At 72.4% G+C, this 22,495-nt stretch carries 19 protein-coding genes and 1 pseudogene; 13 read left to right on the top strand and 7 right to left on the bottom strand.

The genetic code is table 11. The features are described 5' to 3' along the window. Positions 1 to 117 precede the first annotated feature (117 nt). The 6 genes from RB614_RS05410 to RB614_RS05435 are packed head-to-tail and all read left to right on the top strand — an operon-like array spanning position 118 to position 9,837. Complete coding sequence (locus RB614_RS05410) at positions 118 to 1,182, top strand: ABC transporter substrate-binding protein (protein WP_308711235.1); 1,065 nt, start codon at positions 118 to 120, stop codon at positions 1,180 to 1,182. After that, positions 1,182 to 2,717, top strand: a complete 1,536-nt coding sequence (locus RB614_RS05415; RefSeq protein WP_308711236.1) for a sugar ABC transporter ATP-binding protein — start codon at positions 1,182 to 1,184, stop codon at positions 2,715 to 2,717. Before RB614_RS05410 ends, RB614_RS05415 begins: the two co-directional genes overlap by 1 nt. Next, positions 2,710 to 3,675 (top strand): ABC transporter permease, encoded by a 966-nt coding sequence (locus RB614_RS05420; protein ID WP_308711237.1) that lies wholly within the window; start codon positions 2,710 to 2,712, stop codon positions 3,673 to 3,675. The genes RB614_RS05415 and RB614_RS05420 overlap by 8 nt, the downstream gene beginning before the upstream one ends. Further along, positions 3,672 to 4,661 (top strand): ABC transporter permease, encoded by a 990-nt coding sequence (locus RB614_RS05425; protein ID WP_308711238.1) that lies wholly within the window; start codon positions 3,672 to 3,674, stop codon positions 4,659 to 4,661. Before RB614_RS05420 ends, RB614_RS05425 begins: the two co-directional genes overlap by 4 nt. A 50-nt stretch (positions 4,662 to 4,711) precedes the next feature. After that, the gene (locus RB614_RS05430; RefSeq protein ID WP_308711239.1) at positions 4,712 to 7,489 is read left to right on the top strand and encodes an RICIN domain-containing protein; all 2,778 of its coding nucleotides are present in this window, start codon (positions 4,712 to 4,714) and stop codon (positions 7,487 to 7,489) included. A 23-nt stretch (positions 7,490 to 7,512) separates the two neighbouring features. Then, complete coding sequence (locus RB614_RS05435) at positions 7,513 to 9,837, top strand: AbfB domain-containing protein (protein ID WP_308711240.1); 2,325 nt, start codon at positions 7,513 to 7,515, stop codon at positions 9,835 to 9,837. 48 nt (positions 9,838 to 9,885) lie between these two features. Here RB614_RS05435 and RB614_RS05440 read toward each other — a convergent pair whose 3' ends face one another. Beyond that, positions 9,886 to 10,785 carry an SMP-30/gluconolactonase/LRE family protein gene (locus tag RB614_RS05440; protein WP_308711241.1) on the bottom strand — a complete coding sequence of 300 codons (900 nt, stop codon included), beginning with the start codon at positions 10,783 to 10,785 and terminating at the stop codon, positions 9,886 to 9,888. Next, positions 10,782 to 13,295 carry an excinuclease ABC subunit UvrA gene (gene uvrA / locus RB614_RS05445; protein WP_308711242.1) on the bottom strand — a complete coding sequence of 838 codons (2,514 nt, stop codon included), beginning with the start codon at positions 13,293 to 13,295 and terminating at the stop codon, positions 10,782 to 10,784. The genes RB614_RS05440 and uvrA overlap by 4 nt, the downstream gene beginning before the upstream one ends. Before the next feature lie 170 nt (positions 13,296 to 13,465). On the opposite strand from uvrA, the pseudogene RB614_RS44245 reads away from it, so the two are divergent. The 3 genes and pseudogenes from RB614_RS44245 to RB614_RS05455 all read left to right on the top strand — a co-directional run. Continuing rightward, positions 13,466 to 13,657: pseudogene (locus RB614_RS44245) on the top strand (MerR family DNA-binding transcriptional regulator); the annotation flags it as partial. A 295-nt stretch (positions 13,658 to 13,952) separates the two neighbouring features. Next, entirely contained in the window at positions 13,953 to 14,147 is a 195-nt protein-coding gene (locus RB614_RS05450; RefSeq protein ID WP_308711243.1) for a hypothetical protein, read from the top strand. Beyond that, entirely contained in the window at positions 14,144 to 14,572 is a 429-nt protein-coding gene (locus tag RB614_RS05455) for a MerR family transcriptional regulator (RefSeq protein WP_308711244.1), read from the top strand. Before RB614_RS05450 ends, RB614_RS05455 begins: the two co-directional genes overlap by 4 nt. Before the next feature lie 247 nt (positions 14,573 to 14,819). Here the strand turns inward: RB614_RS05455 and RB614_RS05460 are convergent, their stop codons facing one another. Continuing rightward, positions 14,820 to 15,800: an NAD(P)-dependent alcohol dehydrogenase gene (locus tag RB614_RS05460; RefSeq protein ID WP_308711245.1), complete on the bottom strand. Its 981-nt coding sequence runs from the start codon at positions 15,798 to 15,800 to the stop codon at positions 14,820 to 14,822. Further along, the gene (locus RB614_RS05465; protein WP_308711246.1) at positions 15,797 to 16,237 is read right to left on the bottom strand and encodes a DUF4386 domain-containing protein; all 441 of its coding nucleotides are present in this window, start codon (positions 16,235 to 16,237) and stop codon (positions 15,797 to 15,799) included. Before RB614_RS05465 ends, RB614_RS05460 begins: the two co-directional genes overlap by 4 nt. A 60-nt stretch (positions 16,238 to 16,297) precedes the next feature. On the opposite strand from RB614_RS05465, the gene RB614_RS05470 reads away from it, so the two are divergent. Continuing rightward, positions 16,298 to 16,453, top strand: coding sequence for a hypothetical protein (locus tag RB614_RS05470; protein ID WP_308711247.1), 156 nt, complete (start codon positions 16,298 to 16,300; stop codon positions 16,451 to 16,453). An 8-nt stretch (positions 16,454 to 16,461) separates the two neighbouring features. On the opposite strand, the gene RB614_RS05475 is transcribed toward RB614_RS05470, so the two are convergent. Next, positions 16,462 to 17,067: a flavodoxin family protein gene (locus RB614_RS05475; protein ID WP_308711248.1), complete on the bottom strand. Its 606-nt coding sequence runs from the start codon at positions 17,065 to 17,067 to the stop codon at positions 16,462 to 16,464. A 170-nt stretch (positions 17,068 to 17,237) separates the two neighbouring features. Between RB614_RS05475 and RB614_RS05480 the strand changes: the two genes are divergently transcribed. The 3 genes from RB614_RS05480 to RB614_RS05490 all read left to right on the top strand — a co-directional run bounded on the left by RB614_RS05480 (position 17,238) and on the right by RB614_RS05490 (position 20,445). Next, positions 17,238 to 17,717, top strand: a complete 480-nt coding sequence (locus tag RB614_RS05480; protein ID WP_308711249.1) for a hemerythrin domain-containing protein — start codon at positions 17,238 to 17,240, stop codon at positions 17,715 to 17,717. A gap of 654 nt (positions 17,718 to 18,371) precedes the next feature. Then, positions 18,372 to 19,091: a RibD family protein gene (locus tag RB614_RS05485; protein ID WP_308711250.1), complete on the top strand. Its 720-nt coding sequence runs from the start codon at positions 18,372 to 18,374 to the stop codon at positions 19,089 to 19,091. A gap of 445 nt (positions 19,092 to 19,536) precedes the next feature. After that, the gene (locus RB614_RS05490; protein WP_308711251.1) at positions 19,537 to 20,445 is read left to right on the top strand and encodes a hypothetical protein; all 909 of its coding nucleotides are present in this window, start codon (positions 19,537 to 19,539) and stop codon (positions 20,443 to 20,445) included. Positions 20,446 to 20,467: 22 nt separating this feature from the next. Here RB614_RS05490 and RB614_RS05495 read toward each other — a convergent pair whose 3' ends face one another. After that, positions 20,468 to 21,505: a lysylphosphatidylglycerol synthase transmembrane domain-containing protein gene (locus tag RB614_RS05495; protein ID WP_308711252.1), complete on the bottom strand. Its 1,038-nt coding sequence runs from the start codon at positions 21,503 to 21,505 to the stop codon at positions 20,468 to 20,470. A gap of 57 nt (positions 21,506 to 21,562) precedes the next feature. Next, entirely contained in the window at positions 21,563 to 22,363 is an 801-nt protein-coding gene (locus RB614_RS05500; RefSeq protein ID WP_308711253.1) for a class I SAM-dependent methyltransferase, read from the bottom strand. Positions 22,364 to 22,495 lie beyond the last annotated feature (132 nt).

The raw sequence follows: 22,495 nt of genomic DNA on the forward strand, positions 1-22,495 counted from the left end.
GGTTGCGATCGGATTCGCGACCGAATCTGATCGGTTGGTATTGACTTTGCTCGGCCACGGGTGCTTGATTGAGTCCAACCGATGGCGCCGTCGGGTCCCACCCACGAAAGGATCAGCATGAGCAGACGACGTGGATGGGCGGCGCTGGCGGTGGCCGCCCTGCTCGCGACCGGTGCGTGCGCCAAGAGCGAGGACACTTCCGATACCCCGGCTCCGGCCGGCAGCGCGGGCGAGCAGGTGGCCCAGAGCGCCGCCGCCGACGGCCCCACCTGCACGCTGCAGAGCTTCGGTGGCCAGGCGTTCGACGTGAAGACCGCGACGGTCGGCTTCTCCCAGTCGGAGAAGGAGGCCAACCCGTTCCGGATCGCCGAGACCCAGTCGATCAAGGACGAGGCGAAGGCGCTCGGCATCGCCAACCTGCGGGTCACGAACGCGCAGTCCCAGTTCTCCAAGCAGATCTCCGACGTGCAGCAGCTCATCGCCCAGGGTGCGAAGCTGCTGGTCATCGCCCCGCTCAACTCCGACGGCTGGGAGCCGGTGCTCAAGCAGGCGGCGGAGAAGAAGATCCCGATCATCACGATCGACCGGAAGATCAACGCCCAGCCGTGCACGGACTACCTCACGTTCATCGGCTCCGACTTCTACGAGCAGGGCAAGCGCGCCGCCGACCAGATGATCGCGGCGCTCGGCGGCAACGGCGAGGTGGCGATCCTGCTCGGCGCGCCGGGCAACAACGTCACCACCGACCGGACCGCCGGCTTCAAGGACCGGATCGCCGAGAAGGCGCCGAACATCAAGATCACTTTTGAACAGACCGGCGAGTTCACCCGGGAGAAGGGGCAGCAGGTCACCGAGCAGCTGATCCAGTCCCGCCCCGGCACCAGCGGCATCTACGCGGAGAACGACGAGATGGCCCTCGGCGCGGTGACCGCGCTCAAGGGCGCCGGCAAGACCCCCGGCCAGGTCAAGATCGTGTCGATCGACGGCACCCGCGCGGCGGTGCAGGGCATCGTGGACGGCTGGCTGTACTCGGTGATCGAGTCCAACCCGCGCTTCGGCCCGCTCGCCTTCCAGACCGCGCAGAAGTTCGTCGCCGGCGAGGCCATCCCGGCCACCACGATCATCAGCGACCGGGAGTACACCACGGCGAACGCCAAGGACAGCCTGGGGCACGCGTACTGATGAGTGACGGTACGGCTCCGGTCCTCGAGGCCCGGGGAATCTCGAAAGGGTTCCCCGGCGTCCTCGCCCTGGACGGCGTGTCGTTCCGCCTCGCGGCGGGTGAGGTGCACGCCCTGGTCGGCGAGAACGGCGCCGGCAAGTCCACGCTGATCAAGGTGCTCACCGGCGTGCACCAGCCGGACCGGGGGGAGCTGCGCCTGCACGGCGGGCCGGTGTCGTTCGGCACCCCCCTCGACGCGCAGCGCGCCGGCATCTCGACCATCTACCAGGAGGTCAACCTCGTCCCGCAGATGAGCGTGGCGCACAACCTGCTGCTCGGGCGGGAGCCGCGCGGCCGGCTCGGGGTCATCGACACCGGCCAGCTGTACACGCAGGCCCGGCGGGTCATGTCCCGCTACGGCATCCAGACGGACGTGCGGCGGCCGCTGCGCTCGCTCGGCATGGGCGCGCAGCAGATGGTCGCGCTGGCCCGCGCGGTCTCGATCGACGCGCGGGTGGTCATCATGGACGAGCCCACCTCCGCCCTCGAACCGCGCGAGGTCGACACGCTGTTCGGCGTCATCGGCGACCTGCGCGCCGGCGGGATCTCGGTGGTGTACGTCAGCCACCGCCTCGAAGAGCTGTACCGGATCTGCGACCAGGTCACCGTGCTCCGCGACGGGCGGGTCGCGCACACCGGCCCGCTCGCCGGGCTGGAGCGGGTCAAGCTGATCGCGCTGATGCTCGGCCGCGACACGGCGGACGTGCGGCTGCGCGGCCAGACCGAGTTCGCCGGCCGGCACACCGCGAAGAACGGGCAGCCGGTGGTCGAGGCCCGCGCGCTGTCCCGGCGCCACCAGCTCCACGACGTCTCCATCCGGGTACGCCCCGGCGAGGTGGTCGGGCTCGGCGGGCTGCTCGGCGCCGGGCGCAGCGAGACCGCGAAGGCGATCGCCGGCGCGCTCCCCTTCGACGGCGGGGCGGTGGTCGTCGCCGGCCACGCGCTGCGCAAGGGCTCGCCGGCCGCCGCGATCCGGGCCGGCGCCAGCCTGCTGCCCGAGGACCGCAAGGCCGAGGGGATCGTGCCGACGATGTCCGTCCGCGACAACATCGCGCTCGCCGCGCTGCCCCGCCTCTCCCGCGCCGGCATCGTCTCCGAGGCCCGCGTCGACCGGGTCGTGCAGACGCTGATGAAGCGGTTGCGGATCAAGGCGACCAGCCCGCACCAGAAGGTCTCCGAGCTCTCCGGCGGCAACCAGCAGAAGGTGCTGCTCGCCCGCTCCCTCGCCACCGGCGCCAAGGTGCTGCTGCTGGACGAGCCGACCCGGGGCATCGACGTCGGCGCCAAGGCCGAGGTGCAGGCGCTCATCGACGAGCTCGCCGCCGAAGGGCTGGGCGTGCTGCTCATCTCCTCCGACCTGGAGGAGCTGGTCGAGGGTTCGGACCGGGTCGTGGTGCTCCGCGACGGCGCGGTCGTCGGGGAGCTCTCCGGCGACGAGGTGACCGAGGAGGCGATCATGAGAGCGATCGCGGACGGGGGAGGGGTCGATGGCTGAGACGGCCGGCACCCTCCCGAAGCCGCTCGGCGGCCGCACCCGCACGCTCGCCTGGCTCCAGCGGTACGGCGTCTACGCCTCGGTGCTCGCGCTGCTGCTGTTCAACGTGGCGTTCACCCCGCACTTCCTCGAGGTCGCCAACTTTCGCACCCAGCTCATCCAGGTCGCGCCGATCGTCATCGTCTCGCTCGGCATGGCGCTGGTCATCGGTACCGAGGGGATCGACCTCTCGGTCGGCTCGGTGATGGCGCTGTCGTCGGCGATGGTGGTGCTCTACCTCGGGTACGGCGCGCCGGTCGCGATCGTCGCCGCGCTGGTCGCCGGCGCCGCGGTCGGCGCCGGCGGGGGAGCCCTGGTCGCGTACGCCGGGGTGCAGCCGATCGTCGCCACGCTCGCGCTGCTGGTCGGCATCCGGGGCCTGGCCAACGTGCTGGTCCCGCAGCTCACCGAGTTTCGCAACCCGGCGCTGATCACCCTGGGCAGCCGCTCGGTCCTCGGGCTGCCGCTCGTGGTGATCATCGCCGCGGTGCTCACCGCCGTCGTGGCGTTCCTCGTCAAACGCACCATCTTCGGCCGGCAGCTGGTCGCCGTCGGCGGCAACCGGGCCGCCGCCAAGCTTTCCGGCCTTCCGGTACGCCGCATCCTGGTCGCCGTGTACGTCCTGAGTGGACTGCTCGCGGCCGTCGCCGGCGTGCTCGCCACCGCCCGCCTCCAGGCCAGCGACCCCACCTCGCTCGGCCTGCTGATGGAGCTCTCCGCGATCACCGCCGTGGTGGTCGGCGGCACCCCGCTGACCGGCGGGCGGGTGCGGGTGCTCGGCACGGTCATGGGCGCGCTGCTCATCCAGCTGCTCCAGGCCACGCTCATCAAGCACAACCTGCCGCAGTCCTGGACCCAGATGGTCCAGGCGGTCATCATCCTGGCCGCCGTCTACGCCGCCCGGGGGAGGAAGAAGTGAGCGTTGCCGTCGAGGCGCCTCCGGCCACGCCGGCCAAGGGGGAACGGGCCAGCCAGATCGTCCAGCACCACGGCGCCCTCATGGTGCTCGCCGCGACCGTCCTGGTTGGAGCGATCGCGTTCGACTCGTTCGCCACCCCGCAGAACGCGGCGAACATCGCGGTCTCCTCGTCGTTCGTCGCCATCATCGCGATCGGCATGACCTTCGTCATCATCAGCGGCGGCATCGACCTGTCGGTCGGCTCGTCGTTCGTGCTCGCCGGCGTGCTCGCCGCCTACGGCTCCCGGTACGGGGTGCTCGCCGCGCTGCTGCTCCCGCTCGCCGTCTGCGGACTCATCGGCCTGGTCCAGGGGCTGATCGTGGCGCGCACCGGGATGGCCCCGTTCATCGTCACGCTCGCCGGGCTGCTCGGCATGCGCGGGCTCATGCTCGCCGTCTCCGGCGAGGGCGCCAACACCTACCTGGTCGAGGACGACGCGTTCGCCGCGCTCGGCCAGGCGTCGTTCCTCGGCCTCACCGTGCCGGTCTACATCACGCTCGGCCTCTTCCTGCTCGGCGCGATCCTGTTGCAGCGCACCGGTTTCGGGCAGAGCGTCTACGCGATCGGCGGCAACGAGGAGGCGGCCGCGCTGATGGGCGTACCGGTCGCGCGGGTGAAGACCCTCGTGTACCTCGTCTCCGGCCTGCTCGCCGGCCTCGCCGGCGCCCTCAACGCGGCCCGGCTCTCGTCCGGCGTCACCATCCTCGGGGTCGGCCTGGAGCTGGACGTCATCGCCGCCGTCGTCATCGGCGGCACCCTGCTCACCGGCGGCGCCGGCGGGCTCACCGGCACGATGGCCGGCGTGCTGCTGCTCGGCGTCATCCAGAGCCTCATCAACCAGGTCGGCACGCTCACCTCCTCGTTCCAGCAGGTCGTCAGCGGTGCCTTCCTCGCGCTCGTCGTCGTGGTGCAGCGCGTCCTGCACCGCGCCCAGCGCCTGTCCTGACCCGATCTCGCCCGCTGCGGTGGCGGAGCTCTACCCGAAGGGATCCGGACATGTCCATAAATCGACGTCAGCTCCTGATGGGAGCGGCCGCGCTGCCGCTGGCGGGTACCTTCCCGGTGAACCGGGCGCCGCTGCGCCCGGCCGCCTATCTGCGCCTCCCACCCGGCGCGGTGCGGGCGCGGGGCTGGCTGAGCACTCAGTTGGCCCGCCAGGTGACCGGGCTCAACGGCCGCCTCGACCAGGCCTCCCACTTCCTGCGCTACGGGAGCACCGGCTGGACCGACCCGTCGCTGGGCGGCTGGGAGGAGGTGCCGTACTGGCTGCGCGGCCTCGTCGACCTCGGCTACGTCACCGGCGACCCCACCGTCCTCGACACGGCCCGGCGCTGGATGGAGGGCGTGCTCGCCACCCAGGCCGCAGACGGCTTCTTCGGCCCTTCCGCGCTGCGCACGTCGCTCAACGGGCACGCCGACCTGTGGCCGCACATGCCGATGCTGCACGCGCTCCGCTCGCACGCCGAGTACACCGGCGACACCCGGGTCGAGGCGTTCCTGACCCGCTTCTTCCAGTACACGAACGCCCAGCCGGCCGCGGTCTTCCGGGACGGCTGGGGCACCTGGCGGTGGGGCGACACGATCGACGTCGTCTACTGGCTCTACAACCGCACCGGCGACGGGTTCCTGCTCGACCTGGTGCGCAGGATCCACGCCAACGCGGCCAGCTGGAGCGGCGGCCTGCCCAACTTCCACAACGTGAACGTCGCCCAGGGCTTCCGCGAGCCGGCCCAGTTCTGGGTGCTGTCCGGAGTGGACGCCGACCGGGCCGCCACCTACGACCTGTACGACGCGATCCAGCGGGACTACGGGCAGTTCCCGGGCGGCGGCTTCGCCGGTGACGAGAACATGCGGCCCGCGCTGGTCGACCCGCGGCAGGGCTTCGAGACCTGCGGGATCGTCGAGTACATGCTCAGCCACGAGATCCTCACCCGGATCACCGGCGACCCGGTGTGGGGCGACCGGACCGAGGAGCTCGCGTTCAACTCGCTGCCGGCCGCGCTCGACCCGTCCGGCCGGGCCGTCCACTATGTCACCAGCGCCAACAGCGTCGACCTCGACAACGCCGCCAAGACGCAGGGGCAGTACAGCAACGCGTTCGCCATGCAGTCGTACCGGGCCGGCGTCGACCAGTACCGCTGCTGCCCGCACAACTACGGCATGGGCTGGCCGTACTACGTGGAGGAGATGTGGCTGTCTACACCGGACGGCGGCCTCTGCGCGGCGCTGCTCGGCCCGTCCACGGTGACCGCCCGGGTCGGCACCGGCGTCCCCGTCACGGTTACCGAGGAGACCGGCTACCCGTTCACCGACACGGTCACGTTCCGGCTGCGGACACCCTCGGCGGTCGGCTTCCCCTTCTCCGCGCGGATCCCGGGCTGGTGCCTCGACCCCGAGCTGCGGATCAACGGCGCGGTCGTGGCCGCCGGACCCGGGCCGCGCTACGTGACCGTCCACCGCACCTGGCAGGACGGCGACACCATCACGCTGCGGCTGCCGATGCGGCCGGTCGTGCGCACCTGGCCGCGCCAGCACAACGCGGTCTCCGTCCACTATGGCGCGCTCGCGTTCTCGCTCCGGATCGGTGAGGAGTGGGTGCGGACCGGCGGCACCGACCAGTTCCCGGAGTACGACGTGCACGCCGGCTCGCCGTGGAACTACGGGCTCGTGCCCGGCGTGCCGATCGCGGTCACCACCGGCGGCAGCCTCACCGACCCGTTCACGGTGGCGAACGCGCCGGTCCTGCTCACCGCGAGCGGGCAGCGGATCGCCGCGTGGCAGGCCGACCAGCAGCGGGTCGCCGCCCCGCTCCAGGACGGACCGGTCGCCTCGACCGCCCCGGTCGAGCAGGTCACGCTCGTCCCGATGGGCGCGGCCCGGCTCCGGGTCACCAGCTTCCCGCAGACCGGCGGCACCCGCGCGTGGCGGCGCCCGGGTGCCGCCTTCCGGATCTGGAACAAGCACTCGGGCAAGGTGCTCGGCGTCGACCGCATGTCCGTCGACGACTCGGCGAACGTGGTCCAGTTCGCCGACAACGGCACGGCCGACCACCTCTGGCGGATCCTCGACGCCGGCGGTGGCTTCGTGAAGCTCCAGTGCGCCAACTCGGGCAAGGTGCTGGCCGTCGAGGGCATGTCGACGGCGAACTCGGCCCGGGTGCAGCAGTTCGCCGATGTGGGTACGGCGGACCAGAGGTGGCAGCTCGTCGACAGCGGCGACGGCCACTTCCGCCTGCGCAACCTCGGTTCTGGGAAGGTGCTCGGGGTCGCCGGCATGTCCACGGCGGACTCGGCGCAGGTGGTGCAGTACGACGACAACGGGACCGCCGACCACGAGTGGCGGCTCGTACCCGACGGCCCGGTCAAGATCCTGAACGGGCACTCGGGAAAGGTGCTCGCGGTGGAGGGCATGTCCACAGTGAACTCCGCGCGGGTGCAGCAGTACGCGGACACCGGTACTCCCGACCACGTCTGGACGTTCCTCCCGTCCGGCGACGGGTGGTACCGGATCCGCAACCAGCACTCCGGCAAGGTGCTGGCCGTACACGGCATGTCCACGGCCGACTCGGCGCAGGTGGTGCAGTACGACGACAACGGCACCGCCGACCACGAGTGGCGGCTGCGGGTGGTCGCCGGCGGCCCGGGTACCTTGCGGATCCAGAACCGGCACTCCGGCAAGGTGCTGGCCGTACACGGCATGTCCACGTCGGACTCGGCGAACGTGGAGCAGTACCAGGACAACGGCACCCCCGACCACAACTGGTCGATCCTCTGAGGCTCGTTTCGTTAAGGACGCCCATGAGACCCTTGTTCGCGGCCATCATCCTGGTCGCCGGCCTGCTGGCGGTCCCATCGCCGGCGCAGGCCGCCCCCGCGAAGACACCCCCGCTCACCACCCCCTGGACCGCCCAGGCACTCAACGGCACCCCCCTGCCGGAGTACCCCCGCCCGCAGATGACCCGCCCCGACTGGCTCAACCTCAACGGCGAGTGGCAGCTGCGGCAGTCGACCACCAACGACGCCCCGCAGTTCAACACCACCCTGCCCGAGCGGGTCAACGTGCCGTTTCCGGTCGAGTCCGCCCTCTCCGGCGTGATGCGCGCGGCGAACGACAACCGCAACTACCTCTTCTACCGCCGTACGTTCACGGTGCCGGCGGGCTGGTCCGGCCGGCGGGTGCAGTTGCACTTCGGTGCCGTCGACTGGCAGGCCACCGTGTGGGTCAACGGCGCCCAGGTCGGTACGCACAGCGGCGGCTACGACGCCTTCACGTTCGACATCACACCGCAGCTGGGCGGCGGCACCAACGAGCTGGTCGTGAAGGTGTGGGACCCGAGCGACACCCGCCAGAACGGCAGCCTCCCGCCGATCGGCAAGCAGACCAAGACGCCGAACGGCATCTTCTACACGCCGAGCTCCGGCATCTGGCAGACGGTGTGGCTGGAGCCGACCCCGGTGTCGTCGATCAGCGGCGTGGACCTGCGCCCCAACCTGGCCGACAACACGATCCGGGTACGCGTCCTGACCCGCGGCGACGTGGCCGGGCACAGCGTGCTCGCCGAGGCACTGAACGGCGGTACGGCCGTCGGCAGCGCCACCGGCGGCTTCGCCGAGTTCGCCGTACCGGTGCCGAACGCCCGCCGCTGGACACCCGACGACCCGTTCCTCTACAACCTGCGGGTGACCCTGCGAAACGCCTCCGGTGCGCAGGTCGACCAGACCACGCACTACTTCGGCATGCGGCAGATCGGCGTCGGCATGGTGAACGGCGTGCTCCGCCCGCTCCTCAATGGACAGTTCGTCTTCCAGACCGGCACGCTCGACCAGGGCTTCTGGCCGGACGGCGTCTACACCGCACCCACCGACGCCGCCCTCGCCTTCGACCTGCAGAAGCACAAGGACCTCGGCTTCAACATGGTCCGCAAGCACATCAAGGTGGAGCCGCAGCGCTGGTTCTACCACGCCGACCGGCTCGGACTGCTGGTGTGGCAGGACATCCCGTCGCTGACCGCGCAGGACGTCAACGCCGACAACGCCCAGCAGGCCCAGTTCGAGGCGGAGGCGCGGGAGATCGTCGACGAGCACCGCGGCTCCCCGGCGGTCGTCGCGTACACGATCTACAACGAGGGCTGGGGCGAGCGGGCCCTCGCCGACACCCAGCGCGTGGGCAACGCGGTCAAGGCGCAGGACCCGACCCGCCTCGTCAACGTCCACAGTGGCTACAACTGCTGCCAGTCGCTCGGCAACCCGGGCAACGGCGACATCGACGACTGGCACATGTACCTCGGCCCCGCCTCGCCACTGCCGTCCGCCTCGCGGGTCGCGGTGCTCGGCGAGTTCGGCGGGCTCGGCCTGCACACGCCGGGACACGAGTGGAGCCCGAGCGGCGGCTTCTTCGCGTACGAGTGGCAGCCCGACTCGACCGCGCTCACCAACCGCTACGTGGGGCTCGTACAGGGCGTGCAGAACCTGATGATCGGCAAAGGGCTGAGCGCCGCCGTGTACACGGAGATCACCGACCTGGAGGGGGAGCTGAACGGCTTCCTCACCTACGACCGGCAGGTGGTGAAGATGGACCAGGCCCGGGTGCGGGCGGCGAACCAGGCGCTCGTCAACGCCTCCCGCGCCCTGCCGAGCACGGCCCGGGTCCAGCTTCCGGTGAACGCCCGGATCTCGTTCCAGGTCACCACTCCCGGCTACACCGACCGGTACCTGCGGCACCGGGACAGCCTCGCGTACACCGAGGTGGTGAACGCGGCCAGCCCGGCGCTGCTGAAGAACGACGCCACGTACACGGTGCGGGCCGGCCTCGCCGACGGCGGCTGCTACTCGTTCGAGTCGGTCAACTACCCGGGCCAGTTCCTGCGCCACGCCAACTCGCGGGTGCAAAACTCGGTGAACGACGGGAGCGCGCTGCTGCGGGCCGACGCCACCTGGTGCGCGCGGAGCGGGCTGACCGGGAGCGGGGTGTCGCTGGAGTCCTACAACTACCGCGGCTCGTACCTGCGGCACGCGAACGCGGAGGTCTGGCTGAGCGACGGCTCAGGCGGCGCCGCCTGGAACTCGCCGACCCCGTGGGCGGCGGACGCGACCTGGAACGTCGCGGCGCCCTGGGCGCCGTAGCCCGACCACCCGCCGCCCCGGCTGGTGACCGGGGCGGCGGGTCCCTGCTCACGGATAGCGGCCGGCGGTCACGTTCAGCCGGATCGTGTAGACGGTGCTGGTGGCCGTGATGAACATGTCGTTGCGGCGCGGCCCGCCGAAGACGAGGTTGGCGACGACCTCCGGTACGAGCAGCTTGCCGATGAGCGTGCCGTCCGGCGCGAAGCAGTGCACCCCGTCGTGCGCGGAGATCCAGACGTTGCCCCGGTGGTCGAGGCGCATGCCGTCGAAGCTCCCGGCCGTACAGGTCGCGAAGACGTCGCCACCTTTCAGCGTCCCGTTTTCGGTGACGTCGAAGACCCGGACGTGCTTCGACCGGGTGTCCACGATGTACAGCTGGCGCTCGTCCAATGTGAACGCCAGCCCGTTCGGCCGGACGAAGTCGCCGGCCACCAGCCGCACCTCGGCGCTGGCTGGGTCGACCCGGTAGACGTTGCAGGCGCCGATCTCGCTCTCCGCCTGGTAGCCCTCGTAGTCGCTGTCGATCCCGTAGCTCGGGTCGGTGAACCAGATCGAGCCGTCCGCGCGCTCCACCACATCGTTCGGGCTGTTGAGCCGCTTGCCCCGGTACCGGTCGGCGAGCACGGTGACCGAGCCGTCGTGCTCGGTGCGGGTCACCCGCCGGTTGCCGTGCTCGCAGGTGACCAGCCGCCCCTGCCGGTCGACGGTGTTGCCGTTGGCGTACCCGGACGGGGCGCGGAAGACGCCCACCGCCCCGGTCGTCTCGTCCCACCGCAGCATCTGGTTGTTGGGGATGTCGCTGAAGACGAGGTACCGCCCGGCGGCGAAGTAGGCCGGCCCCTCCAGCCAGCGGCCGCCCGCGTGCAGGCGGGTGAGGAAGGCGTCGCCGCCGTACCCCGTGAAGCGCTCGTCCAGGACCTCGAAGCGTGCCTCCACCTTGTCGTTCATGGCCTTGAGCTTGCCATGGCCAGGTACTTCCCGGTCCGCGACCCGCTGGCCGCCACCTGCTCGGGTGTCCCCTCCGCGACCACCTCGCCACCCGCGGCTCCACCTCCCGGCCCGAGGTCGACCACCCAGTCGGCGGCCCGGATGACGTCCAGGTCGTGCTCGATGGTGAGGACGGTGTTGCCCGCGTCGACCAGCCGCTGGAGCACGCCGAGCAGCCGTGCGGTGTCCGCCGGGTGCAGTCCGGTCGTCGGTTCGTCCAACAGGTAGACGGTCCGTCCGGTGGACCTGCGGGCCAGCTCCTTGGCCAGTTTGATCCGCTGCGCCTCGCCGCCGGAGAGCGTGGTGGCCGGCTGCCCGAGCGGCAGGTAGCCGAGGCCGACGTCGGCGAGCAGCCGCAGCCGGCTGGCCGCGGCGGGCACCTCCGCGAACGTATCGAGCGCGTCGGCGACCGTCATGTCGAGCGCCTCGGCGATGTCGCGCCCGTTGTACCGCACCGACAGCACCTCGCGGTTGAACCGCCGGCCGCGGCACGACGGGCAGCGCACCTCCACCGCGGGCAGGAAGTGCATCGACACGCTCAGCACGCCCGCGCCGGTGCACCGCTCGCACCGTCCACCCGCGACATTGAACGAGAAGTGCCCGGCGGTGAGCCCTCGCCTGCGCGCGTCCTCCGTCGCCGCGAACGCCTCCCGGATCGGCGTGAACAGGTCCGAGTAGGTCGCCGCGTTCGACCGCGGCACCCGCCCGATCGCCTGCTGGTCGATGGTCACCACCTTGTCGAGGTGCTCCCACCCGTCGATCCCGTCGTGCGGGCCGGGCGGGTCGCCGGCGCCGTGGAAGTGGCGCCGGGCCGCGCGGTCCACGACGTCGAGGAGCAGTGACGACTTGCCCGAGCCGGACGGGCCGGTGACCGCGACGAGGAGACCGAGCGGCAACCGTACCGTGACGTCTTTGAGGTTGTGGGCTTTCGCTCCGCGGACGACCAGGGCGCGGCCGCTCGCCGCCCGCCGGGTGGCGGGCACCGGCACCGTCCGCCGGCCGGCGAGGTGGTCGCCGGTCACCGACCCCGCGGTGGCGGCGACCTCTTCCGGGGTACCGGTGGCCACGATCCGCCCGCCGTCCCGCCCGGCCCCGGGGCCGACGTCGACGACGTGGTCGGCCGCGCGCAGCACGTCGAGGTCGTGCTCGATGACCAGGACGGTGTTGCCGAGGTCGCGCAGGCGGCGCAGCACCTCGACGAGGCGCTCGGTGTCCGCCGGGTGCAGGCCGATGGTCGGCTCGTCCAGCACGTACAGCACGCCGGTGAGCCCCGAGCCGAGCAGCGCGGCGAGCCGGAGCCGCTGCGCCTCGCCGGCCGAGAGGGAGGGGGTGCCGCGTTCGAGCGTCAGGTACTCCACGCCGACGTCGACCAGGCGCCGCACCCGTTCCCGGAGGTCGGCGATGACCGGCTCGGCGAAGGCGTGCTCCTGCTTCGTGGTGTTGTCCCCGATCCCCGCTATCCAGGCGGCCAGCTCTTCGAGCGGCATCCGGGCGGCGTCCACGATGGACAGCCCGGCGACGGTGACCCGGCGGCTCTCCGCCCGCAGGCGGGTGCCTTCGCAGTCGGGGCAGGTCTCGGTGGTGAGCAGCTGCTCCATCTTCTCCCGGTAGGCGGCGTCCTCGACCCGGTCCGCGTACCGGCGCAGCACGTTCGTCAGGACGCCTTCGAAGCGCCCCTTGCCGGCCGTGGCGGGTGGCGGCGTGTCCGGGAAGTGCCGGTCGAACTCGGCGCTCCCGACCCCGTGCAGCAGCAGGTCGCGGGCGGCCGGCGCGAGGTCCTTCACCGGCGTGCCCGGGGCGAACGCGAAGCCGTAGTGGCGGGCGGCGGCCCGCAGCACGCCGATGTTGTGCTCGGTGAGGACCCGCGGCCAGCCGAGCACCGCGCCGCCGTCGACGCTCCGCGACTCGTCCACGATGCGGCCGGCGTCCGCGCGGTGCACGGTGCCGATGCCGGTGCAGGTGGGGCAGGCGCCGGCTGGCTTGTTGAACGAGAAGTGGCCCATCACCAGGTTGGGCACGGGTGCCCCGCAGTGCGGGCAGGGGAGCGCGTCGGTGGCCGCCTCGTCCCAGTCGTCTTCGCTGGCGACGTCGTACGCCGGCGGCACGTCGGCGCCGCAGGCCGGGCAGGGGCGGTGGCCGATGCGCGCCCAGAGCAGGCGCAGGTAGGTGAAGACCTCGGTCGCGGTGCCCACTGTGGAGCGTGGGCTGCGGTTGGTCAGATGCTGGTCGATGCTGATGGAGGGCGAGAGCCCGGTGATCGAGTCGACGGCCGGCTTGCTCACGAACGCGGTGACCATGCCGAGCGACTCCAGGTACTGCCGCTGCCCCTCCCGGTGCAGGGTGTCGAAGGCGAGCGTCGACTTCCCCGACCCTGACAAACCGGTCAGGACGACGAGCTTGCGCTTGGGCACGGCGAGCGTCACGTTCTTGAGGTTGTGCAGCCGAGCCCCGGTAACGGTGATCCACTCCATACCTTCAAGTTTCTCATTGAACTTCCTGTAGAGACTTTTTCTCCAACCTGCCTCGTATGCTGGGCTCGATGCCCGGCAGGGTTTCCCCGTTCGATAAGGGCCACACTCTGTCGCCGGAGCTGATGATCCATTCTTTAAACCCTCAACACGGTGTGGAAGGAGACGGTGAGATGCGGACGGTCGACCTGGCGCGCGCGGCGGGCGTGTCGACCCAGCAGATCCGCAACTACGAGGAGGCCGGGCTGCTGCCCCCGGTGCCCCGCACGGAGAGCGGCTACCGCACGTTCGAGGAGGTCCACCTCCGCGCGGTGCTCGCCTACCGCGCGCTGGCCGCGGGGCACGGCCCGGAGGCGGCGCGCACCATCATGCGCGCGCTCCTGGCCGGCGACGTCGCGAACGCCCTCGCCCTCGTGGACGCCGGCCACGCCACCCTCCACGCCGAACGCGCCGCTCTCCGCACGACGGCGGCCGCCCTGGAAGCGGTCGCCGGTTCATCCGCCGCGCCCGTTTCAGCGGCCACGCCAGTTTCGGCCGCCGCGCCTCCGTCCGCTGCCGCTGGTCCGCCCGTCGCCCCTGGCGGCCCTGCGTCCGTCGCCCCCGATGGTCCCGCGCCTGCGACTGGCGACGGCCTCGTGGCCGCTGGCGGCCCTGTGGCTGGTGGCGGTGCTGCGGCTGGTGGCGGTCTTGTGGCTGGCGGTGGTGCTGTGGCGTCTTCTCTCCCGGCTCGCGGCGCTGTGGATGGTGTCGCTGTGGGTGGCCGTGGCCTTGTGGGTGCAGACCCTGCGGATGTGCGTGGTGCTGTGGACGGCGGTCCTGTGCATGGGCGCGGTGCTGTGGACGCCGGCGGTGTGAGCGCCGCCGGCGGCGGTGCCTTCGGCGCCGGCCGTGCGGGTGGCGGTGGGCCAGCGGCGGTCGAGGCCGGATCGGAGCTGAGCGTGGGGGAGCTCGCCGCCGAGCTGGGGGTGCGGCCCTCGGCCCTGCGGGTCTGGGAGGCGGCCGGCCTGCTCTCGCCGCGCCGCGAGCGGATCACCGGCTACCGCCGCTACGGCCCGGCCGAGGTCCGTGACGCCCGGATGATCCGGATGCTGCGGCAGAGCTGGTATCCCCTGCCGCAGATCGCCCCCATCCTCGAAGGACTGCGCCGCACCGGCAGCAGCGACGCCCTGCGCGAGGCCGTCGCCGACCGCCAGGCCCAGCTCACCCGCCGGTCGGCGGCGCTGCTGGACGGCGCCGCCCACCTCAGCCGCTACCTCGCGGACTTCCCGCCCGCCTCGTGATCGTCCCCGAATCCCGTGTGGTGCCGGACTGCGCCGGGTTGGGCCTGACCCGTGGGCGGTTGTGGATGGCTCGTCTGTCCACCCGACTCCGTGAATCGGCCCTCGACCCGGGCGGTGCGGCACTCCGCCCGCGTGTGCCGTCGATGGGCCGGGGGTTGGCCTGTCCGGGGTGACTCGGCGGCCCGTCCGGGTTCGCCGGTGGCGCAAGGTGAGGCGTGGGTCAACTTTCATTCCCCCGCACCGCGCCTCAAATGGTGACGACCACCTTGCCGGTGGCGTGCCCCGCGCGGAGGTAGCGGATCGCGGCCGGGACCTCCACCAGCGGAAACGTGCGGTCGACGACCGGCGTCAGGCTGCCGTCCGCGGCCATCGCGCGCAGCGATTCCAGGTCCGCGGGGGTGACCTTGGAGAGCAGGGGGACGAGCCGTTGCCTCGTGAACGGCGACAGTGCCATCGCCGCCAGCTGCCGCTGCGTGCCCTGGAGGATCCGGCCGCCGCCGCTCCCGCCGGCCGGCTCGGCGCCCACGATGACGAGTGTCCCCTGTGGAGCGAGTGCCCGGCGCAGCCGTCGCAGTGGGCGGCCGCCGGCGGTGTCCACTATGGCGTCCCAGCGCCGGGCGCCGCCCAGCGCGTCGCCACGGGTGTAGTCGACCACCTCGTCGGCGCCGAGCTTGCGGACGAGCTCGGCCTTGGCCGGGCCGCACACACCGGTGACGTGCGCGCCGGCGGCGCTGGCGAGCTGTACCGCGAACGTCCCGACGCCGCCGCCCGCGCCCAGCACGAACACACTCTGTCCACGCTGGACGGAGACGGCGCGCAGCGCCTGGACGGCGGTGCAGCCGGAGACCGGGATCGCGGCGGCCTGGGCGTAGCTGATGCCAGGTGGCTTGGCGGCCAGGCGGTCCACCGGCGCTCGAAGGTACTCGGCCAGCGCACCCTCGGACGAGCCGAAGACCTCGTCGCCGGGGCGGAACCGGGTGACGCCCGCGCCCACCGCCGCCACCTCGCCGGCGAAGTCCAGCCCCGGCACCGGCACCCGCGGTCGGCGCAGGCCGGTCACGATCCGCGCCGCGAACGGCAGGCCGGTGATCGTGTGCCAGGTGCCGTGGTCGACGGCGGCGGCCCGTACCCGGACGAGGACCTCGCCCGCGACGGGCGCCGGCATTTCCGTCTCGCACACCTGGAGCGCGTCGGGGTCGCAGTAGGACTCCCGCACGACCGCCCTCATCGGTCCACCGCCGCGGTCTCCGTCCGGCCGGAGTCCGGCGTGGCAGTCTCCGTCCGGCCGGAGTCCGGCGTCGCGGTCTCCACCTGGACGGAGTCCGGAGTGGCTGTGTCAGTGCGGGCTGGTTCCGACGCCGAGGTGTCCGGCGCATGGTGGGCCGGCGTGGTGGAGGCCGGTGTCGCGAGGGCCGGTGTCGCTGGAGCCGGCTTGAGCAGCGCGTGCATCGTGAGGCCGACCAGCAGAACGCACGTGATGTTGACGAGGTCGGTGGCGAAGCCGGCCCGGAAGAGCGTGGCCGACTCGGCGATGTTGGCGGCGGTGGCGGCCGCGTCGCCCGGCACGAGCGCGCCCGAGCGCACGTACAGCTCGGCGAAGCCGCCGGTCACCGCCACGATCAGGTAGAGCAGGCCCGCCGTGCGGGCGAGCGTTCTCGGGGTCATGGCCGGTCCTTCCCGTGTACAGAAAACTTGACACTATGAAGGTAAAGCAGCTCCGACATGGTGTCAACAATTCTTAACAGCGAAGGCCGCGCTCCACCTCACCTGTACGCGGACGACCAGGCCGGGGAGGCGCGCCGCTTACTTGAGCCCGGTGTCAACTTCGTACGGCACCACGAGGACCCGGACGACGACTACGTGATGGACACTGTGGACTGAGTCACCGGTCAGCCGGGCGGCGCGCCCATCGGGGTGGCTCGCAGGGCCCGCGCGACGGTCACCAGGTTTGCCGCCATCGCCCGCCCGGTCTTCGCCGACCAGTCGTGGCCGCGCTCGTCGTCCAGGTAGTCCGGTCCGGCCCCCGGCCCGAGATGCCAGTACGTCCACGCCTGGCCGGGCACGGTGTACCCGATATCCACAAGCCCCCCGCAGATCTCACTGATCACGTGGTGCGCGCCGTCCTCGTTGCCGGTGTTGACCACGCCGGCCACGCGGTTGTACGCGACCGGGCGCCCGTCGCCGTCGGTCTCGGAGAGCATCGCGTCCATCCGCTCCAGCACCCGCTGCGCCACCGACGAGGGGTGACCCAGCCAGGTTGGCGTCGCGATGACGAGAATCTCCGAGCGCAGGAGCTGGTCGTGGATCTGCGGCCACTGGTCGCCCGCGCCCATGTCGGTGCTGACGCCGGGCAGGATGTTGCGGTCGACCGCACGTACCCACTCGACCTCCACCCCGCGTTTCCCCAGCTCGTCGGCGACCACGCGGGCCAGCGCCTCGGTGTTGGAGGCGGCCGGACTGGGCTTCAGGGTGCAGTTGATGACGAGTGCGCGCATACCGCAGCGGTACCCGCCTCGGGCCCGCCCCAAGCGTCCCACCGGACGCACCGGAAGTTGACGGCGCCGTCAGGTTCGCCGTCCACATCCCTTGTTAGGGTCGCAGTCAGCGTCGCGTGCCGGTGGCGGGCAGCGTCAGGCATGGAGGCGCCCAACGGGAAGGTCCGACGTTGGTCGTCCCCGACCGCGCCGTCGCGCTCAGCATCCAGCTCACCCGCACCCACCAGGCTCTCCGTGAACGGCTCGACGCGCTGCGCCAGGAGGTGCTCTCCGGCGGTCCGGTCGGCCCGCCCGCCGGCTCTGACCTGCTGCGACACTGTGCCGGCTTCTGCGCGGCGCTGGAGAGGCACCACACCGGCGAGGACGGCGGGCTCTTTCCCGCGCTGCGGCGGGAGTTTCCCGAGCTGGCGCCGACGATCGACAAGCTCGCCGAGGACCACGGGCTGATCGCCGGCCTCCTGCGCCGGGTCGACGAGCTGGTCGCCGGCGCGGCCGATCCGGCGATGCTCGTGGGCGAGCTCGACGGGCTCGCGGCCATCATGGACTCCCACTTCGCGTTCGAGGAACGCCGGGTCGGCGCGGCGATCGACGCGCTGAACGCGTCGCGGCGAGAGATGGCGGCGGCCGAGTGGGCGACCACAGGCGGGTAGGCCGCCCTCTTTCCGCGCCGGTCGCCGGCCGGTGGGTCGCCGTGGCCGCGCACGACCGAAGGCGGCCTGTGGATGAACAACCTGCTTGCGGACCGCCGGTCGAGGGCGGCGTTCGCTGGCTGTGCGCGGTCGGTACCGGTACGCGTGCGGAGCACGAGCCGGCGCCGGGGCATCGCTTCGAGGGCGTCGTTCGCAACATGAGAACGTGTCGGATATCCGTCGGTCTGCCGTCACGGAACGCCGGTACATTCGTTTGGCACGGCGGAAAGCCCGGTTGGGGTCGTGGGGAGACCGTGGGGGATCTTGTTCGCAACCTGCTCGTGGTGAGTGGGCGCCTGGTGCCGGGCCGGGGCTTGTAACGCCCTTCGGCGGCACCGCCTCCCTGGCGCAGCCACCAGTGGCCCAGGTTCGCGCCCTCACGGAGCTTCCCTTGGTGGTCGGGGCGCCCTGCGCGGCACTGGGAACCGCGCCGGATGCCCCGACCACACCCGCGGCACCGCCGGCACCGCGATCAGCGGGCGGGCCAGCGCCTCCTCCCTCCACAGGGTCGCGGCCGCTCGGCGGCAGCGCGCTGTATCCACAGGTAAGTTCGTGATCGGGTCACCCTTCCCATCCGTGTTCATCTGTGAACACATCTTCGAGGAGGCTCGATCAGTGGGTGAGCGGCCGTACATCCTGCTCAGCTGCGGCATGTCCATCGACGGGTACCTGGACAACGCGGGCGGGAAGCGGCTGCTGCTCTCCAACGACGCCGACTTCGACCGAGTGGACGACGTACGGGCGAGCTGTGACGCCATCATGGTCGGCGCGGGTACCGTGCGGCTGGACAACCCACGGCTGCTGGTGCGCTCCGCCGAACGCCGCTCGGACCGGGTCGCTCGCGGCCTGCATCCCACGCCGGTCAAGGTGACGGTGACCGGCGGTGGCAAACTTGACCCCTCCGCCGACTTCTTCCAGGCCGGCGATGTGGACAAGCTCGTGTACTGCGCCAGCGAGGCTGTGGACGAGACCCGTGAACGGCTGGCCGACGCGGCGACCGTCGTGGACGCCGGCGAGCCGGTCGACTTCTGCAGGGTGATGACCGACCTGCACGACCGCGGCGTACGGCGGCTGATGGTCGAGGGCGGCGGGCGCGTCCACACCCAGTTCCTCACGGCGGGGCTGGTGGACGAGCTGCACCTGGTGATCGCGCCGTTCTTCGTCGGGGACTCGCGGGCGCCCCGGTTCGTCGGCGACGGTGCGTTTCCGTGGGGGCCGGACCGGCGGGCGGCGCTCGTGGAGGTACGGCAGATCGGCGACGTGGTGCTGCTGCGGTACGCGCTCTCCGAGCGGTTCGAGAAGGATGCCGGCCGCGGCTCTCCCAGGGTGGGCTGAGCCCAGCGGCGCCCCACCCAGCGCGGCCGGCCGCACCAGCGGGGAGCCGTCCTGGCTGAACGCGAGCCGCCCCCATGGGAAACCGCCGGGGCGACCCGGACGGCGGCGATCGCCCGCGGGCGTCCGCGCCCCACGGGCTCGCGGACCTACGCACCCCAGAGGCGGGCGAGCTTACGCACCCCAGAGGCGGGCGAGCTTACGCGGCCCAAAGGCGGGCGAGCACCGCGGCCCGGCCACGACGCCCCGGCCACGCGGCCGCGGACGCGCGACGTAGCGCTGCGGCATGATCCAGACGCCGGCGGCAGTCCGGCCGCAGACGCAAGGGCGTCCGGCGCGCCGTCCGCGTTACACCCGGCGCGGGATGTTCGCACCAGCCGCGAAACCGGAGATCCACCACGCGTTTCGCCTGGTACCGCCCTATATCGATGGCACTACGGTGGCCGGCATGCGACACCTCTGGACCTTGATCGCCGCAGCCGTCATCGCGCCGCTCGCCTGGGTGCTGCTCGCGTACGGGCAGGACCGCTCGATCCAGGCCTTCCTCAACGAGGAGTCCGCGGGCGCGTTCCGGAGCGGCGACTTCATCCGTCCCGCGCTCTGCCTCGCCGCCGCCGGTCTGCTGCTGGGACTCCTGGGCACCCTGCGAGTCTCGCCGGCCGGCGCGGTGCTCACCGGACTTGTATACACGGGCAGTTTCCTGGCGTTGCTCGCGGATCCTGACACCGTCCTCAACTTGCTGCCCGGGCGGATGTCCCTCGCCGGCCGGGAGGCCGATCTCGAGACGCCGCTGCGTACCGGTTCCGCGATGGTGGTCGGCGCCGCGCTGCTCCTGGCCGTCGCGAGCGCCGGCCGGTGGCGGCGCGCGGCCACCCGCGAGGAGGCCGCCGTGACGGTGGGCGGTGGCGCTCCGCTCACGTTGCCGGACAACCGGCCGCTCGGCGCGGACGGGCTCGGGCTGCCCGGCACGCCGCTGTCCGGCGAGGTGCTCGGTGGCGTGCCGCTGCGCCCGGACCTCGACCCCAACCGCGGACCGCTCCACCCCGCCGATCTCGACCCGGACCGCAGGCCGTTCCGCGACGCGGACTTCGACCCCGACCGTGGGCCGTTCCGTGACGCGGACTTCGACCCCGATCGCGGACCGTTCCGTGACGCGGACTTCGACCCCGACCGCAGGCCGCTCCGCGACGCGGATCCCGACGCCGACCGCGGGCCCGGGTGGAGCCGGACGCCGGTCAGCCCGGGCTGGTCGAACCAGCGCACCGACGTCCCGCCGGCGCGGCAGCGGCGGGGCCACTGGGAGGAAGCGGAACACGAGAGCGGTCCCGAGTGGAGGCGTTGGCCGACCGCCCGGTGATTCGCCGAAACGGAAGGCGGCGCTACCCGACGGGGACCGCGGCGCGGACCGGCGGCACGCGCTCGGCCGGACCCAGCTGTTCGATCGGACCCAGCTGTTCGATCGGACCCAGCTGTTCGATCGGACCCAGCTGCCCGACCGGCGCCGGTGGACGGAGCCAGCGCACCAGCAGGACCGCCGCGCCCGGGAGGCTGGCGGCGAAGGCGAGCACGCCGTACACGACGGCGATCGTCAGGCCGAGGCTCGGGCTCAGGCCGGCCGCGCCGAACGCCCACGCCGTCATGCCCTCGCGCGGACCCCAGCCGCCGACGTTGAGCGGCAGCAGCATCGCCAGCAGCGAGAGCAGCATCAGCGGCGCCAGCCGGGCGAACGAGGCGGTCGAGCCGGCCGCGCGCGCCGCCACCAGGAAGGTCGCCAGATGCCCGGCGACCACCACCGCCGACGACGCCACGATTCCCGGCCACACGCGCCGGGCGAGCAGGCCGCGCCGGATGTCGGCGGCCGCCGTACCAAGGGCTCGGGTGACCAGCGACGCACCCCGCCGGCGGGCCCACGCGACCAGCGCGGCGGCGGCAGCGGCCGCGAGCACGACGGCGGCCGCGGCCTGGACGAGCTGGGTGCGGGGCACGATCGGCGAGGGGAGCACCAGCAGCACGGAAAGGCCGACGACGACGAAGACGGCGGTGCCGGCGGTGCGTTCGAGGACGACTGCGCGCACACCGCGGCCGACGTCGCCGGTGTCGCGGCCGTTGTGGACAGCGCGGTGCACATCGCCGAGGATGCCGCCGGGCAGCGCGGCGTTGAGGAAGATCGCGCGATAGTAGTCGGCGACCGCACCGCGCAGCGGGAGGCGGATGCCGAGGCCGCGGGCGACCAGGCACCACCGCCACGCGCTGAGCACGGTGGTGAGCAGCCCGATGCCGATCGCGGCGAGCAGGGTGCCGCCGTCGATCACGGACAACCCGTCGAGGAACGCGCCGGTGCCCAGGCGCCACACGAGCGCGGCCAGGATGGCCAACCCGCCGACAACCTTGACCCAGGCCCACACCGACCGCGCCACGCAGCTCTCCCTCGCTGAGGTCTTCCTCCACAGGTACGGGAGGACCCTGGGGAAAGTTCAGCCGGGTAGGGCGAGAAGGTCGCGGTGGTCGACCTCCGCGCGGAGGGTGCCGGCCGCGACCGCGTCCAGGCGGCGACTCAGGTACGCCTTGGCGGGCTCGGCCAGCTCGGACTGCTGCTCGACGGCCGCGCCGACCCATCCACGCAGCCATTCCGCGGTGAGCGCGGCCCGCTCGGGGCCGAGCCGCCACGGGCTTGGACTCTCCAGCACGGTCGCGCCGCGCCGCGTGAACGCCTCCGCCGCCACCCCCGGCGCGTCCGGCCCGAGCAGCCTACGGGTGCTGTGGACGCGGCGCTGGTGGTTGTTGAAGGCGGCCTCAACTTCGCCGTCGAGCGGGTCGGCGGGGGAGAGCCGCACCCGGCCCGCCACCGACAGCGTGAACAGGGCCGCGCAGCCCGCCCCGGCGCACGCCTCGGCCAGCCCGTCGACCTCCTCCGCCGTGAGCAGGTCGAGCAGCGCGGAGGCGGTGACCAGCGAGGCGCCGGCCAGGTCCGCCGCGGTCAGGCCGGCCACGTCACCCTGCCGCGTTTCGACCGTGACCATCGGGTACGGGGCCATGCCGGCCGCCGCGAGCGTGAGCAGGGCGGGATCACGGTCGTACATCACCCAGTGCTGGGGCCCGCCCAGGCGCGGCGCGAGCCACCGCCCCATCGAGCCGCTGCCGGCGCCGAGGTCGCGGATCACCGGACGGGTGGTGCCGTCCAGGTGCTCGCGCAGGGCGTCCAGCGGCTCGACCGCGCGGGCGTCGGCGTCGGCCGGCTCCCGCAACGCCAGCCAGGCCGGGCTGAACTCGCTCAACGTGCCTCCTTCGATCGATGCGCGCCGGTCGTGGCCCGGTGCCGGCCCTCGTGCCGCCCGGTGTGGTGCCCGGCGGGGCGTGTCATCGCGGGTCCCGGCGTGGCGACCGGTCGCGTGGGAGCGCGCCGGCTG

Source organism: Phytohabitans maris (assembly GCF_031085175.1).
Taxonomy (GTDB): domain Bacteria; phylum Actinomycetota; class Actinomycetes; order Mycobacteriales; family Micromonosporaceae; genus Phytohabitans; species Phytohabitans maris.

Bases quoted from the DNA above. Each gene is read 5' to 3' on its own strand.
- RB614_RS05410 (WP_308711235.1), top strand. From the start codon at position 118: ATGAGCAGACGACGTGGATGGGCGGCGCTGGCGGTGGCCGCCCTGCTC.
- RB614_RS05415 (WP_308711236.1), top strand. From the start codon at position 1,182: ATGAGTGACGGTACGGCTCCGGTCCTCGAGGCCCGGGGAATCTCGAAA.
- RB614_RS05420 (WP_308711237.1), top strand. From the start codon at position 2,710: ATGGCTGAGACGGCCGGCACCCTCCCGAAGCCGCTCGGCGGCCGCACC.
- RB614_RS05430 (WP_308711239.1), top strand. From the start codon at position 4,712: ATGTCCATAAATCGACGTCAGCTCCTGATGGGAGCGGCCGCGCTGCCG.
- RB614_RS05435 (WP_308711240.1), top strand. From the start codon at position 7,513: ATGAGACCCTTGTTCGCGGCCATCATCCTGGTCGCCGGCCTGCTGGCG.
- RB614_RS05440 (WP_308711241.1), bottom strand. From the start codon at position 10,785: ATGAACGACAAGGTGGAGGCACGCTTCGAGGTCCTGGACGAGCGCTTC.
- uvrA (WP_308711242.1), bottom strand. From the start codon at position 13,295: ATGGAGTGGATCACCGTTACCGGGGCTCGGCTGCACAACCTCAAGAAC.
- RB614_RS05460 (WP_308711245.1), bottom strand. From the start codon at position 15,800: ATGAGGGCGGTCGTGCGGGAGTCCTACTGCGACCCCGACGCGCTCCAG.
- RB614_RS05465 (WP_308711246.1), bottom strand. From the start codon at position 16,237: ATGACCCCGAGAACGCTCGCCCGCACGGCGGGCCTGCTCTACCTGATC.
- RB614_RS05475 (WP_308711248.1), bottom strand. From the start codon at position 17,067: ATGCGCGCACTCGTCATCAACTGCACCCTGAAGCCCAGTCCGGCCGCC.
- RB614_RS05490 (WP_308711251.1), top strand. From the start codon at position 19,537: ATGCGACACCTCTGGACCTTGATCGCCGCAGCCGTCATCGCGCCGCTC.